This is a genomic window from Hydrogenophaga palleronii (genome assembly GCF_031457455.1).
Classification (GTDB): domain Bacteria; phylum Pseudomonadota; class Gammaproteobacteria; order Burkholderiales; family Burkholderiaceae_C; genus Hydrogenophaga; species Hydrogenophaga palleronii_A.
Genome location: NZ_JAVDWU010000018.1, coordinates 1 through 15,034, shown reverse-complemented (window position 1 = coordinate 15,034; position 15,034 = coordinate 1). Strand labels below are relative to the sequence as shown.

The 15,034-nt window shown below is 63.2% G+C and carries 12 protein-coding genes; 11 read left to right on the top strand and 1 reads right to left on the bottom strand.

The features are described 5' to 3' along the window. The first annotated feature begins 29 nt into the window (after window positions 1–29). Entirely contained in the window at window positions 30–473 is a 444-nt protein-coding gene (locus tag J2W49_RS25360; RefSeq protein ID WP_310322616.1) for a tripartite tricarboxylate transporter TctB family protein, read from the top strand. Window positions 474–520: 47 nt separating this feature from the next. Then, window positions 521–1,987, top strand: a complete 1,467-nt coding sequence (locus J2W49_RS25355) for a tripartite tricarboxylate transporter permease (RefSeq protein WP_310322734.1) — start codon at window positions 521–523, stop codon at window positions 1,985–1,987. Between the two features lie 32 nt (window positions 1,988–2,019). Here J2W49_RS25355 and argC read toward each other — a convergent pair whose 3' ends face one another. Continuing rightward, entirely contained in the window at window positions 2,020–2,931 is a 912-nt protein-coding gene (gene argC, locus J2W49_RS25350; protein WP_310322614.1) for an N-acetyl-gamma-glutamyl-phosphate reductase, read from the bottom strand. A gap of 188 nt (window positions 2,932–3,119) precedes the next feature. On the opposite strand from argC, the gene sucC reads away from it, so the two are divergent. From sucC to tfpZ, 9 genes are all read left to right on the top strand, one after another. Beyond that, window positions 3,120–4,280, top strand: coding sequence for an ADP-forming succinate--CoA ligase subunit beta (gene sucC / locus J2W49_RS25345; protein WP_310322612.1), 1,161 nt, complete (start codon window positions 3,120–3,122; stop codon window positions 4,278–4,280). Between the two features lie 15 nt (window positions 4,281–4,295). Further along, window positions 4,296–5,189, top strand: a complete 894-nt coding sequence (gene sucD, locus J2W49_RS25340; RefSeq protein ID WP_310322610.1) for a succinate--CoA ligase subunit alpha — start codon at window positions 4,296–4,298, stop codon at window positions 5,187–5,189. Window positions 5,190–5,431: 242 nt separating this feature from the next. Next, window positions 5,432–8,176: a CHASE2 domain-containing serine/threonine-protein kinase gene (locus J2W49_RS25335; RefSeq protein ID WP_310322609.1), complete on the top strand. Its 2,745-nt coding sequence runs from the start codon at window positions 5,432–5,434 to the stop codon at window positions 8,174–8,176. After that, on the top strand, window positions 8,173–8,958 hold the full coding sequence (locus tag J2W49_RS25330) for a Stp1/IreP family PP2C-type Ser/Thr phosphatase (protein ID WP_310322607.1): 786 nt from the start codon (window positions 8,173–8,175) through the stop codon (window positions 8,956–8,958). Before J2W49_RS25335 ends, J2W49_RS25330 begins: the two co-directional genes overlap by 4 nt. Window positions 8,959–9,001: 43 nt before the next feature. After that, window positions 9,002–9,628 carry an FHA domain-containing protein gene (locus tag J2W49_RS25325; protein ID WP_310322604.1) on the top strand — a complete coding sequence of 209 codons (627 nt, stop codon included), beginning with the start codon at window positions 9,002–9,004 and terminating at the stop codon, window positions 9,626–9,628. Window positions 9,629–9,704: 76 nt separating this feature from the next. Beyond that, window positions 9,705–11,954, top strand: a complete 2,250-nt coding sequence (locus J2W49_RS25320; protein WP_310322601.1) for a CHASE2 domain-containing protein — start codon at window positions 9,705–9,707, stop codon at window positions 11,952–11,954. Window positions 11,955–12,097: 143 nt separating this feature from the next. Further along, window positions 12,098–12,910 carry a 3',5'-cyclic-nucleotide phosphodiesterase gene (locus tag J2W49_RS25315; RefSeq protein WP_310322598.1) on the top strand — a complete coding sequence of 271 codons (813 nt, stop codon included), beginning with the start codon at window positions 12,098–12,100 and terminating at the stop codon, window positions 12,908–12,910. 574 nt (window positions 12,911–13,484) lie between these two features. Continuing rightward, complete coding sequence (locus J2W49_RS25310) at window positions 13,485–13,973, top strand: pilin (RefSeq protein WP_310322595.1); 489 nt, start codon at window positions 13,485–13,487, stop codon at window positions 13,971–13,973. Window positions 13,974–14,098: 125 nt separating this feature from the next. Beyond that, a complete protein-coding gene (gene tfpZ, locus J2W49_RS25305) occupies window positions 14,099–14,875 on the top strand; it encodes a TfpX/TfpZ family type IV pilin accessory protein (RefSeq protein ID WP_310322592.1) in 777 nt (258 codons plus the stop codon). Window positions 14,876–15,034 lie beyond the last annotated feature (159 nt).

The following is a 15,034-nucleotide window of genomic DNA, read 5'->3' as shown; positions in this document are numbered from 1 at the left end:
CGCGGCTGCCCGCATGGAAGTCAACCATCATGACCCTCAACGATCGCGTGCTGGGCGTTTTCGCCCTGCTGTTCTCTGCCTTGCTCACCTGGAAAGGCTGGGGGCTGGAAGCCCCGTTTGCCTACGAGCCTGTCGGCCCCCGGGCCTTTCCTCTGCTGCTCGCCGCCTTCATCGGCTTGTGCGGTCTGTGGCTGCTCGCCTTCGGGCGCGACGTGGCCGAGCCGAACCCGCCAGGGGCCAATCAGCGCATCGCATTGATGGTGGGCCTGGTGGTGGCCTACGCGCTGATCTTCCAGTGGTTGGGCTTCATGGCATCCACCGCACTGATGACCGCCTGCGTGGGGCGCCTCTTTGGCGGCAGCTGGCGCCAGTGTGTGATGGGCGGCGTGGCCATGGGCATCCTGTTCTACCTGCTCTTCGACAAGGTTTTTGATGTGGTTCTGCCCACGGGCATTCTGGGAGCACTGCTGTGAACGTCCTTGATCATCTCGCACTGGGTTTCGGCGTTGCCTTCTCGCCCATGAACCTGTTGGTGGCCGCCATCGGCTCCTTTCTTGGCACCATCGTTGGTGTGCTGCCTGGCTTGGGGCCCATCAATGGTGTGGCCATGCTGGTGCCCATTGCCTTTGCCATGGGACTGCCGCCCGAGACCGCCCTCATCTTGCTGGCGGCCGTGTACGTGGGCGCCGAGTACGGCGGGCGCATCACCTCCATCCTGATCAACGTGCCGGGCGAAGCGGCCTCGGTGATGACCACACTGGATGGCTACCCCCTGGCCCGCCAGGGTCTGGCCAGCGTGGCGCTGTCGCTGTCGGCCTGGGCCTCCTTCATCGGCTCCACCGTGGCCATCCTGGGCATCGCGGCCTTCGCACCGCTGGTGGCGAACTGGGCCTTGGCCTTCGGCCCGGCCGAGTACTTCGTGCTGATGATCTTCGCGTTCTGCGCGCTGAGCAGCCTGCTGGGCGACAAGCCTGTCAAGGGCGCGCTGGCTGCGGCCATCGGGCTGGCCATTGCCACTGTCGGGGTGGATGCCAACTCCGGCGTGTACCGCTACACCTTCGATCTGCCCGAGCTGGCCGACGGCGTGGACTTCGTGGTCGTGGTGATCGGTCTGTTTGCCATCGCCGAGATGCTGCAGATGTTGGAGAACCTGCTCACTGGGCAGAAAATTGAAGTGCCACCCAGCGCGCGCAAGCTATTCAATCTGCAGGAGCTTCGCTTCACCTGGTGGACCACGGTGCGCTCCGCGCTGATGGGCTTCGGCATCGGCGTGCTGCCGGGCGCGGGTGCCAGTGTGGCCTCGGCCGTGGCCTATGCCAACGAAAAACGCCTGCACGAGGGCAAGGACCCCAACGCCAAATTCGGCAAGGGCGACCTTCGCGGTCTGGCCGCGCCCGAGGCGGCCAACAACAGCGCCGCCACCGGCTCGTTCATCCCCATGCTCACGCTGGGCGTTCCCGGCTCGGGCACCACGGCGGTGATGATGGGCGCGCTCACGCTCTACAACATCACGCCCGGCCCGGTGCTCTTCGAAGCCCAGCCCGCGCTGGTCTGGGGCTTGATCGCGTCGCTGTTCGTCGCCAACGTGATGCTGCTGCTGATGAACGTGCCCATGGTGAGGGTATTTGCTTCCATGCTGTCCATCCCCGGCTGGTTGCTGGTCCCGGGCATCCTGTCGATCAGCTTCATCGGTGTGTATGCACTCAGTGCCAGCACCTTTGACCTGCTCAGCATGACCGGCATCGGGGTGGTGGGCTACTTCCTGCGCAAGATTGGCATGCCGATGGCACCCATGGTGCTGGGTGTCGTGTTGGGTGGCCTCATGGAACAAAGCCTGCGCCGAGCCCTGTCGATCACCAACGGTGAACTCGGCATCCTGTGGTCCAGCCCGATGACCGTGGGGCTGTGGGTGCTGGCCGCAGCGGTGCTGATCGTGCCGCCCCTGCTACGCAAGCGGCTGGCCATGCGCAACGCCCCAGCGACTTGAGCGACCCGCGTAGCGGCAGAGCGTGGGAGTCCTTAAATGCCCAGCATCAATTTGAGGTTCTGCACCGCAGCGCCACTGGCGCCCTTGCCCAGGTTGTCGAGCCGGGCCACCACCACCGCGTGCTGCGCTTCCGCATTGCCAAACACGCGGATCTCCAGCTCGTTGGTGTTGTTGAGCGCCAGCGCGTCGAGCTTGCCGTCTTCGGTGGCCGGCATGACACGCACCCACTCGCTGTCGGCGTAGTGATTGGCGTAGATGGCGTGCAGGTCGGTCACGGTCGGCTGGCCGGGCAATGTGTCCAGGTGCAGCGGCAGTTCGACCAGCATGCCCTGGGCGAAGTTGCCGACCGCAGGCACAAAAATGGGCCGACGGGTCAGGCCGGTGTAGGCCATGATTTCAGGGATGTGCTTGTGTTTCAGGCCCAGGGCGTACAACTCGTAGGCGGGTGCGCTGGCCTTTTCATAGGCCTCGATCATGGTGCGGCCACCACCGGAATAGCCACTGACCGCAGGCAGGCAGACCGGGTGATCCACAGGCAACACGCCCGAATCGACCAGCGGTCGCAGCATGGCAATGGCGCCGCTGGCGTAACAACCAGGGTTGGCCACCCGGGTGGCATTGGCCACCGCTTCGCGCTGGCCAGGGGTCAGTTCGGGAAAACCGAACACCCAGTCGGGTGCGGTGCGGTGGGCGGTGGAAGCGTCGATGATCTTGGGTTGGCGACCCGGCAACGCGTCGATCATCGCTACAGATTCACGAGCGGCATCGTCGTGCAGACAAAGGATGACCAGGTCGACCTGGGACATCAGCGCGCGTTTGGCGGCTGGGTCCTTGCGCAGTTCGGGCGCAATGCTCACCAGCTCCACCGCCGGGATCAATTCCAGCCGCTCCCGGATCTGGAGACCCGTGGTGCCTGCCTCGCCATCAATGAATATCTTGGCCATCGCCTTGCCGCCTTGTCAGTTCAGATTCAGGGGAATGTACACACAATCCCGGGTTGCGCAGTGATGCAGCGTCCCAGGTTGGTGCATCGCAGCATGATACATTTCGCGGTTGCTGTGTCCAGTGCCTGCGTTCGGCCGCCTGCTGTTCGACCGGGAACAAGAAACCCATCCAGTCTGAGAGAGACCTCATGAAAATTCACGAGTACCAAGGCAAGGAAATCTTGCGTCAATTTGGTGTGCCTGTGCCCCGTGGCATTGCGGCGTTCACGGTGCAGGAGGCGGTCGAGGCCGCACAGAAACTGGGCGGCCCGGTGTGGGTGGTCAAGGCACAGATCCATGCCGGCGGGCGTGGCAAGGGCGGCGGTGTGAAGGTGGCCAAGAGCATTGACGACGTCAAGGCCCGCGCCACCGAGATCCTGGGCATGCAGCTCAAGACCCACCAGACCGGCCCCGAAGGTCAGAAGGTGCGCCGCCTCTATATTGAAGACGGCGCCGATATCAAAAACGAACTCTATGTGTCCCTGGTGACCGACCGCGCGACGCAAAAGGTGGCCCTGATCGCCTCCAGCGAAGGCGGCATGGACATCGAGGAAGTGGCCCACGCCACGCCCGAGAAGATCATCACCGAGATGATCGACCCGCTGACTGGCATCACGCCCGAACAAAGCAAGAAGGTCGCGGCGGCCATTGGCCTGACCGGCGCCTCCATCGATCAGGCTGTGGACATCTTCGCCAAGATCTACAAGTGCTACATGGACACCGACGCGTCCCTGGTGGAAATCAACCCGCTGAACTGCGACTCCAAGGGCGATCTGATGGCGCTGGATGCGAAGTTCAACTTCGACGCCAACGCGCTGTTCCGCCACCCTGAAATCGTGGCCTACCGCGATCTGGACGAAGAAGACCCGGCCGAAGTGGAAGCCTCCAAGTTCGACCTGGCCTACATCAGCCTGGACGGCAACATCGGCTGCCTGGTCAACGGCGCCGGCCTGGCGATGGCCACCATGGACACCATCAAGCTGTTCGGTGGCGAGCCGGCCAACTTTCTGGACGTGGGCGGCGGTGCCACCCCCGAGAAGGTCACCGAAGCCTTCAAGATCATGCTCAAGAACCCTAAGGTTGAAGGCATTCTGGTCAACATCTTCGGCGGCATCATGAAGTGCGACACCATCGCCACCGGCGTGATCACCGCCTGCAAGGCCGTGAACCTCAATGTGCCGCTGGTGGTGCGCATGAAGGGCACGAACGAAGAGCTGGGCAAGAAGATGCTGGCCGAGTCCGGCCTGCCCATCATCGCGGCCGACACCATGGCCGAAGCCGCGACCAAAATCGTTGCTGCCGTCAAGTAAGCCCGGAGAACACACATGTCGATCTACATCAACAAAGACACCAAGGTCATCACCCAGGGCATCACGGGCAAGACGGGCCAGTTCCACACCGAAAAGTGCCAGGAATACGCGAACGGCAAGAACTGCTTCGTGGCCGGTGTGAACCCCAAGAAGGCCGGCGAGTCGATCTTCAACATCCCGATCTACGCCTCCGTGAAGGAAGCCGCATCACAGACCGGTGCCACCGTGTCGGTGATCTACGTGCCGCCCGCAGGCGCTGCGGACGCGATCTGGGAAGCCGTGGAAGCCGATCTGGACCTGGCGATCTGCATCACCGAAGGCATTCCGGTCAAGGACATGCTGATGGTGCGCAACAAGATGAAGGCCAAGGAAGCCGCTGGTGGCAAGAAGACCCTGCTGTTGGGACCCAACTGCCCGGGCCTGATCACCCCCGACGAGATCAAGATCGGCATCATGCCCGGCCACATCCACCGCAAGGGCCGCATCGGCGTGGTGAGCCGCTCCGGCACGCTGACCTACGAAGCCGTGGCCATGCTGACCGAAGTCGGCCTGGGTCAGTCGAGCGCCGTGGGCATTGGTGGCGACCCCATCAACGGCCTCAAGCACATCGACGTGATGAAGGCCTTCAACGACGATCCGGACACCGATGCCGTGATCATGATCGGTGAAATCGGCGGTCCCGACGAAGCCGAAGCCGCCCAGTGGTGCAAAGCCAACATGAAGAAGCCCATCGTGGGCTTCATCGCTGGCGTGACCGCGCCTCCCGGCAAGCGCATGGGCCACGCCGGCGCGCTGATCTCCGGCGGCGCCGACACGGCCGATGCCAAGCTCGCCATCATGGAAGAGTCGGGCTTCATCATCACACGCAACCCGTCCGAGCTGGGCAAGTTGCTGAAAGCGCAGCTGTAAACCCCACAACACACGCTCCAGTGTGAAGAAGGCAACGTTCGCGTTGCCTTTTTTTTCGCGCTCAGTCAAAGTGAGGCGTTAAATACACAGCTGGGCTTGAACTTTGGCCAGGTTTGAAACAAAATGCAACAAACCAGAGCCGGAGTCCCTGTGCCCCAGACCCATCACGCGGTGACACCCGCCGGGATGTTGGGTGACTTGTCCAAGGTGCACGACCAATCGCATTTTCTGCAGGGTGATATTTGTCCAGCAAGCGAGCAAAAAAGACAGAAGGGAGGCGAGGCCCGTTCTGGCGTACCGACACCTTTGTGGGTCTGGCGGTGATGTTGCTCGCGCTGGCCCTGCACGCGTCGACCGATCTCTTCGCCGGGCTTGAACGGCGCTTCTACGACTTCGGCGTGGCCAGCAGTGACAGGCAGCCCAGCGACCGGATTGCCGTGATCGCCATTGATGACCGCAGCATCGCCAACATCGGTCGCTGGCCCTGGCCACGCGAAGTGCATGCGCAGCTGATCGACCAGCTGTCTGCGGCAGGCGCCAAAACCATCGCCCACACCGCGTTCTTTTTTGAGCCCCAGACCGACCGCGGTCTGGTGGAGCTGCGTGCGCTGCAAGCCCGCATCGACGGCACTTCCACCACGGGGGCACCCATTGGCGAGCTGAGCGAGGTGGCGCGCAGCGAGCTGCAATCCTTCATCGCCGATGCCGAGCGGCGTCTGGACGCCGATGCGCGCCTGACTGAAAGCATGGCGCGCGCGGGCAATGTCATCGTGCCGTCGCTGTTCAGTCTGGGCGAGCCCCAGGGTCGCCCGGACGCGCCCTTGCCCGCCTTTGCGCAGCGCAACGCCATCAGCGACCCCATCGGCTTCGGGCTGCCGGCGTTGCGCACGCAACAACCTCTTGCTGCCATCGGTTCGGCGGCCGTGGCTGTCGCGCACCTCAACCAGACCGCCGACGCCGATGGCGTGGTTCGAAGGGAGCCGCTGTTCATTCACTTCGACCGCATGGCGGTGCCGTCCATGGGGCTGAGCATTGCCGCCCACAGCCTGAACCTGAGCATCGCCGACATCGGCTGGGTGCCGGGCGAGGGCGTGCGGCTGGGAACCAGGATCATTCCCAGCGACGACGCGGCCCGTGTGCTGCCGCAGTTCTACAGCGATGGCGGCGCTCAAAGGGCCATTCCGGTGGATGCCTTCTACGACGTGATCTCGGGTGCCATTCCCGCCAGCAAGTACGCCGACAAGATCGTGATCATCGGTGCCACCGCCGCGGGCGTTGGGGGAGCGTTCGCCACGCCGGTGTCCGCGTCGATGTCGCCCGCCGAAACCATGGCGCACATCACCTCCAGCATTCTGGGTGGTCATTTCATTGCGGAGCCCTTGTGGGGAGGCCTGGCGGTGCTGGGCGCCATGCTGCTGGTCGGGCTGTACGTGGTGGTGGGTTTGCCCAGGCTGGACGCAGCCGCCAGTGCCTGGATCACCGCGGCGTTTTTTGTCGCCATGCTGGGGTCGCAATTCGTGCTGCTGTCGTCGGGGTCTGTCTGGCTTCAGCTGGTTTTTCCCGCCAGCCTGTTGCTGATCGGCCACGGCGCCATCACCACGCGGCGCTTCCTCGCGACCGAGGCCGGCAAACAGCACACGGATCGCGAGTCGGCCGAGACCAACCGCATGATGGGCCTGGCGCTGCAGGGTCAAGGCCAGCTCGACATGGCCTTTGACCGGTTTCGCCGGGTGCCTCACAGCGCCGAGCTGATGCAGAACCTGCAGCAGCTCGCCATGGACTACGAGCGCAAGCGCCAGTTCAACAAGGCCGAGGCGGTGTACGCCCACATGGCCGACATGGACCCCAAGGACGCGGAGGTCAAGGCCCGCCGCAGCCGTGCCAGGACCCTGGCGGAAACCGTGATGCTGGGCACTGCGGCGTCTCACCCGGCCGGCACGCTGCTGCTCTCGTCGGGCGGTGTGGAGAAACCGATGCTGGGCCGCTACCAAGTGGAGAAGGAGCTGGGCAAGGGGGCCATGGGCGTGGTGTACCAGGGGCGCGATCCGAAGATCGGTCGTGTCGTGGCCATCAAGACGCTTGCGCTCAGCGCCGAATTCGAAGGCGATGAACTGCAGGACGCGCGTCAGCGCTTTTTTCGCGAGGCAGAAACGGCAGGGCGACTGCAGCACCCGCACATCGTCACCATTTTCGACGCGGGCGAAGAACACGATCTGGCTTTCATCGCCATGGAGTTCCTGCAAGGCCGCGACCTGCTGGAGCACACGCGGGCGGGCCACCTGCTGCCCGTTGAGGCGGTTCTTCGCATCGGTGATCAGGTGGCGCTCGCGCTGGACTATGCCCACCGCCAGAATGTCGTGCACCGCGACATCAAGCCCGCCAACATCATGTTCGACCCTGCCACCCAATCGGTGAAAGTCACTGATTTCGGCATTGCCCGCATCACCGATGCCAGCAAGACCAAAACCGGCATGGTGTTGGGCACCCCGAGTTTCATGTCGCCAGAGCAGTTGGCGGGGCAGCGCGTGGATGGCCGTTCCGATCTCTATTCGCTCGGCGTGACCTTGTACCAGTTGTTGACCGGCAGCCTGCCACTGACAGGCGATTCCATGGCGGCCCTGATGTACCAGATCGCCAACCAGCCCGCGCCCAGCGTGCGCAGCGTGCGTCCGGCATTGCCGCAGGCGCTCGCCGATATACTGGATCGGCTGCTGGCCAAATCGCCCGATGCCCGCTTCCAGACAGGGGCCGAGCTCTCGAACCGGTTGCGTGAGGTGCTGGCTACCGGCCTGCAGGACAAACAGGAAAATGCGGCCCACACCGCTATCGAAACCGCATTTGCCAAGACGCTGGCATGGGCACCCGGGCAGGAAGAAGCGACCACCACCACAGGTTTCGAAACCACCGCCGTGATCGTGCAGACGAACCCTTCAGACAACAACCATCCAGCAGGTTTGCGGGGCCGCCCCAACCCAACTCGATCATGAATTTTGAGTATTACAGCCTCACCGACACGGGCATTCTTCGGGAGAACAACGAAGACTCCGTGGCGCTGGATGTCGAAAACCACATCGCCATCCTGGCCGATGGCATGGGCGGCTACAACGCAGGTGAGGTGGCCAGCGCGATGGCCACCACCTTCGTGCGCAGCGAGCTGGGGCGCTGGATGGCCGAGGGTGGCGCACAGGCCAGCTCGCGGGAGATCAAGCGCGCGATGGAAATCTGCATCGACAACGCCAACCGCTCCATCTTCAACGCGGCCAACTCCCAGCCGCAGTACGCCGGCATGGGCACCACGCTAGTCATGGGTGTGTTCCAGGAAGCCCGTACGCTCATTGGCCATGTGGGCGATTCGCGCTGTTACCGCCTGCGCGACGGCAACTTCGTGCAGCTCACGCGCGATCATTCCCTGCTGCAGGAACAGCTCGACGCCGGCCTCATCACGCCCGAACAGGCCCAGTTCGCCACCCACAAGAACCTGGTCACCCGCGCCCTGGGCGTGGAAGACACGGTGTTGCTCGAAGTCAACGAATTCCGTGTCGAAGAGGGTGATCTTTTCCTGCTGTGCTCCGACGGATTGAGTGACATGCTCTCCGATCAGCGCCTCGCCGCCCTGCTCGTGACGGCCGGCACGCTGGACGAAAAAGCGCACGCCCTGATCGACGCAGCCAATGACAGTGGCGGACGCGATAATATTTCGGTCATACTGGCAGCCGCCAAGAGCAAACCTTTGCGCAAGGGTTTGTTGTCTCGAATGCTGGGTCAATGATCGCCTTCCAGATCCCGTTTACAAGAGTCCACAGGAGTCGGCCATGCCGAAAATGATCGTTTCCATCGACGGTGTCGTCATGAAAGAAGTGCAGCTCACCAAAGACCGCACGACACTCGGGCGCCGTCCCTACAACGACATCGTCATCGACAACCTGGCGGTCAGCGGTGAACACGCGGTCATGCAGATGTCCGGGGCCGATGTGTTCCTGGAAGACCTCAACAGCACCAACGGCACCTACGTCAACGGCAAGGCGATCAAGAAGCAGCAGTTGCAAAATGGCGACACGATCGAGATCGGCAAGTACAAGATCAAGTTTGCGAGCGACAACTTCTCGGACCAGCACGAGAAGACCATGGTGATCAATTCGGGCGCCGTCGTTGCGAAAGCTGCCCCTGCCGCCCCGGTGGGCAATGCCGCCATCAAGGTCATGTCGGGTACGGCGGCCGGGCGCGAGGTGCCACTGGTCAAGGTGGTCACCACCATCGGCAAACCCGGCGTGGCCGTGGCCGCCATCACGCGTCGCCCCCATGGCTACGTGGTGGCCCTGGTTGAGGGGGCGACACGCCCCACCGTCAATTCCAAACCTTTGGGTAGCGAAGCCATCGACCTGCGGCACGGCGACCTGATCGAACTGGCGGGCACGCAAATGCAGTTCATCCAGAAGTGATGGTGGCGGGCGCAGGCCCAGACCCCTGGCCGTCGGCAGTCGACCGGTCTTTCTCCGTCGGGCTGCGGCACCACCCATGCAGGCGCTGAGCCAACACGGCGCACGCATTGCCGTCACCGTGCTGCCGCTGATTTTTGCGCTGCTGCACGCCGTGGGTGCGCTGCCCATGGGCGTGCTGCAGCGGCTCGACAACATCATCTTTGACGCCCGCCTGCGCGCCACCATGCCGCAGACCCTGGACGAGCGCGTCGTGATCATCGACATCGACGAACAAAGCCTGGCCGAGGTGGGCCGCTGGCCCTGGTCGCGCAACCACCTTGCGCGCCTGGTCGACACCCTGTTCGACGAACATGGTATTGCCCTGCTGGGCTTTGACACCGTGTTCGCCGAGCCAGACAACAGCTCGGGCCTGCGCCAGCTGGATGCCCTTGCCCAGGGCGACCTGGCCGATGTGTCGGGCCTGGTCGAACACATCGAACGACTGCGCCCGCAGTTGGACCACGACGCGCTTCTGGCCCGCAGCCTCAAGGACCGGCCCGTGGTGCTGGGTTATTACTTCACCAGCGACCGCAACGGTCGCACCAGCGGCGTGTTGCCAGAGCCGGTGATGGAAGCCGAAGCCCTGCAAGGGCGCAACATTCGCGCCACCCGTTGGGACGGCTATGGCGCCAACCTCGCCTCGCTGATGGCGGTGGCGCCGCAGGCCGGGTTTTTCAATGCGGTCTCTGCCAGTGATGGCGTGGTGCGCGCGCTGCCACTACTCGCCGAGTATGAGGGACGTTACTACGAATCGCTGGCGCTGGCGATGTTCCGCCGGCTGGTGGGGCTGCCCAAGGTGGAGCCGGGCTTTCCCGCAGGCGACCCGCTGCAGCGCCACCACCAGGCACTGGAAAGCGTGCGTCTCACCCAGGCGGGAACCGAGCTGGCCATTCCTGTGGACGATCGGGTGTTGGCGCTGGTGCCGTACCGGGGCCGGGGCGGGCCACAGGGCGGATCGTTTCGCTACCACTCGGCGGCCGATGTGCTGGCCAACCGTGTTCCACGCGATGCGCTCAAAGGCAAGATCGCGCTGCTGGGCACCACCGCCCCTGGCCTGCTCGATCTGCGCGCCACGCCCGTGGGCGAAACCTATCCGGGTGTGGAAACCCATGCCAACCTGATCGCCAGCCTGCTTGACGGTGACATGCTGGTGCGGCCCGACTACGCGCTGGGTTACGAAGTGGTGGTGTTGATCGTTGCAGGCCTGGTGCTGGCGTTGTGCCTGCCACTGCTGTCGGCCGCACGGGCCGTGGCGTTGAGCCTGGGGGTGGTGGCCGCCATTGTGGCGCTGAACTTCTGGCTCTACCTGGGCCACGGCCTTGTCCTGCCGCTCGCCAGCAGCCTGGTCATGGCGGCGCTGGCCTTTGCCCTCAACATGAGCTACGGCTACCTGGTGGAAAGCAGGTCCAAGCGCGAACTCGCCCAGCTGTTTGGCACCTACGTGCCACCAGAGCTGGTTGATGAGATGGTGAAGGACCCCGACCGCTACACCATGGCCGCTGACGCGCGTGAGCTCACCGTGATGTTCTGCGACATGCGAGGCTTCACCCGCCTGTCTGAAACCATGGCGCCCACCGAACTGCAGGCCCTGCTCAACACGGTGTTCAGCCGCCTCACCCATGTCATTCGGCGGCATCGCGGCACCATCGACAAATACATGGGCGACTGCGTCATGGCCTTCTGGGGGGCCCCTGTGCATGCGCCCGATCACGCGGCACTCGCCGTGCACGCCGCACTCGACATGGCCGCCGAAGTCGACGCCATCAACCGCGGACACGCGCAACAAGGCTTGCCCGCGATCAGCGTGGGCATTGGCCTGAACACCGGTGACATGTGCGTCGGCGACATGGGCTCTGACGTGCGCCGCAGTTACACCGTCATTGGCGATGCCGTCAATTTGGCCTCCAGGCTGGAAGGCCTCACCGCGCAGTACGGCGTGCCCATCGTGGCCAGCGAAGCCACACGGGCCCAGTGTCCGACCATCTTGTGGCAGGAACTCGATCGCGTGCGGGTCAAGGGCAAGGCGCAGGCCGTGACCATTCACACACCGCTGTGTCCGGCAAGCGACGCCTCCCCAGAGTTGAGGAGCGAATTAGGCCTGTGGAACCAGACCCTGCATGCCTGGCGTGCGCAGCGGTGGGACGATTGCGACGTGTTGTTACTCAACCTGACTCGCCAGAATGCGGAAAAAGTCCTTTACCAGCGCATGGCGCAACGGGTAGCCTTCATGCGTCGCTCACCGCCCGAATCCACCTGGGACGGCGCCACCAATTTCGACACCAAATGAATTCACTTTCCACTCAAAGCAAGACGCGAACCGCTGCAGCCATCTGTGCCGAGGCACAACCCGGCAGCACCGCAACGCTTGGCTTTGAACGGCGAAAGCGATAAGCCCGGCCCGCCGGTCCACCACCACCTGCTGACACCATCATGAGGGTTCGCGTTCTGGGCTGTTCCGGTGCCATTGCACAGGGCTGCCGCACCACCTCCTTTCTGCTGGACGACGACGTGCTGATCGACGCCGGCACCGGCGTGGGCGATCTCACGCTGGACGAGATGGCCGCCGTGAACCACGTGCTGCTGACCCATTCGCACCTGGACCACGTGGCCAGCCTGCCCCTGATGATCGATGCCGTGGCCGCGCGCCGCCTGGCCGCAGGCGCGCCACCGCTGCACGTGCACGCCCTGCCCGGCACCATTGCCGCGCTCAAGGCCCACATCTTCAACAACCTCATCTGGCCGGACTTCTCCTCCATCCCCAGCGCCGCCAGCCCGCTGATGCGCTGCACCCCCATCGCCGTGGGCGAAGTGCTGCAGGTGGGGGGCAAGGCGGTGGAAGTGCTGCCTGCCGTGCACACCGTGCCAGCCGTGGGGTTTGCGGCCAACAGCCCGTCCGGCCACTGGGTGTTCAGCGGCGACACCAGCCGCAACCCCGCGTTCTGGCAACGCGTGAACCAGCTGCCGGTGGCCATGCTCATCATCGAAACCGCCTTCAGCGACCGCGAAAAAGCCCTGGCCCAACGCAGCCTGCACCTGGCGCCCAGCGTGTTGGCTGAAGAGCTCGACCAGATTGCCCCGGCCGAAGCGGGCGCGACTTACCCGATCTACATCACCCACACCAAACCCGCCGAGACCGGACTCATCATGGAAGAGATCCGCGGTTTCGACGAAAGGCCAAGCCGCGCAGACGCAGCGCGCCACGACATTCGCTGGCTGAGTGCGGGGATGACGTTTGAGCTCTGAGGAGAACACCCCCCTGCGCCGCTGACGCGGCTTCCGCCCTCTCTGGCGCGCCCTTCGGCGCTGGGAGGGAGGACGACACCATCGGGCCGGCGGAGCCGGACCTTCGGTGTCCCTGGACAAATGCACCTCGCGCCAACGGCTGTACCTCTTACTCCCTCTCCCGCTTGCGAGAGAGGGTCGGGGTGAGGGTCTTGGCCTGCGACGGTCTTGTTGACTGCTCAAAAGACGGGTCATGTTGACCGACCGCTGAAACACCCATCCATTCATAGGGTATCGCTGGTCAAAGACCTCAATCTCTTTCGTGAAAGCCTAATCAATGGAACGGTACTCTCGGAGTGGCCCGGACCTTGCATGACCGCCCATCCCCGACCACCGGTACGACGAAAAACGTCACCCCAGTGCGACCCGACAAAATTTGTCACTGCGTCTCAACCCCATGCGACACATTTCGTCACCCACCCCCGGCGAACCGTGAAATAGCACGCGAAACACCTACCAATTCAAGCTGGCACGCTCCCTGCACTAGGGTTACCGTTACCAACCCCCCAACAACCCCCTCAAGGAGTTTTTTTCCATGAAGCGTTCCATGCAAAAAGGTTTCACCCTGATCGAATTGATGATCGTGGTGGCCATCATCGGTATTCTGGCTGCTGTTGCCCTGCCAGCTTACCAAGACTACACCATCCGCGCAAAAATTTCGGAAGGCCTGGTGCTGGCGTCTGCTTTGAAGACTGCCATCACCGAAACCCATCAGTCGCGCGGCCCCGGCACTAAACTGTGTAACAGCCAAGCCACCTGCGACGTTTTGGGTTACACCGTCACCGATGCTGCGGCAATGACAGCTTCTGGCAACCGCAATGTCGACTCAGTGATGAGTGCAGCTAACGGTACGATCACCATTGCGTACGACGCTTCCGTGGTACCTGCAGCTAATAACACCATCTTTATCGTGCCTACGCCTGCTGATTTGCAGCTCGCAACATCGGCTGGTGCCACCATTAGCTGGGCGTGCACCACCGGCACGGTGCTGCAGAAATACCGTCCCGCGACCTGCCGCACCTGATCATGCATGCGCCGCTTGGCGCGGTCGATTTGCTTTTGCTCTTTGGCTAGCGTTTAAGATTTGACGGCCTCTTCGGAGGCCGTCAGCGTTTCCGAACATTGTTCAATGCCCACTACCTGCTCATGATGAAGTCGCTCGCCCAGTCTCAGCGAATGGCCCAGGCCGTCCGTGCATCCCTGCTTCATGTGGTCTGCAGTCTGGCCGTAGCCCTTCTGGCCGGCGCTCTGGTTTTTGGTTTGTGGTATCCGTTCCCCTACAGCGAGATGGCGGGGGGGCGAGAATTGTTCCTGCTGATCGTTGGGGTGGATGTGGTCTGTGGCCCGCTCCTGACCCTGGTGATCTACAGCCCGCACAAGCCGCGTTCCGAACTCGTGCGAGACATCGGCATGGTGGTGCTGATCCAGCTTGTCGCGCTGGGCTACGGTCTCTGGACCGTCATAGAGGCTCGCCCGCTCTTTCTGGTCCATGAAGTGGACCGATTCAAGGTCGTGGCCATGCCAGACATTGAGCGCGAGGCGCTTGCGACACTTCCGGTAAGTCTGCGTCCCACACTTTTCTCCAAACCACGTGTCGTGGCCATCAGGGAGCCATTGGATGAGCAAGAGCGTGACAAAGTGCTGTTTGCCGCGCTCGCAGGGGGACGTGACTATGCCGAACGTCCGGAGTTCTATCTGCCCTACGAGGGCGAATCGGCTCGCAAGACGCTGATCAAGGCGAGCCCGCTCACACTCTTTCTGGAACGCTATCCGGATCAGGTCGATGCTGCCAAGGCAATGGCCTTGAAACGGGGAGGAGAGGAGGCACAGTGGTTCACCCTGCCCGTCATTGCCCGCCAGGACTGGGTGGCGGTGCTCGACGAAAACGGTCAACTACAGGGGTTCTTGCAAGGCGACGGTTTTTGAAGGGCTTGGTTTCCTTGCAGTCTGCTTGCTTTCTTTCATTGGCACTTGGCCCCTTGCGACGCGTGATTGATGGGATGGACTCCCCCGTTTGTTTGCGCGAAATTCGCGCTCTGGTCTTCATTGGCGTGGGGATCAGGTCTTCAACAAACGAAAGGAGTC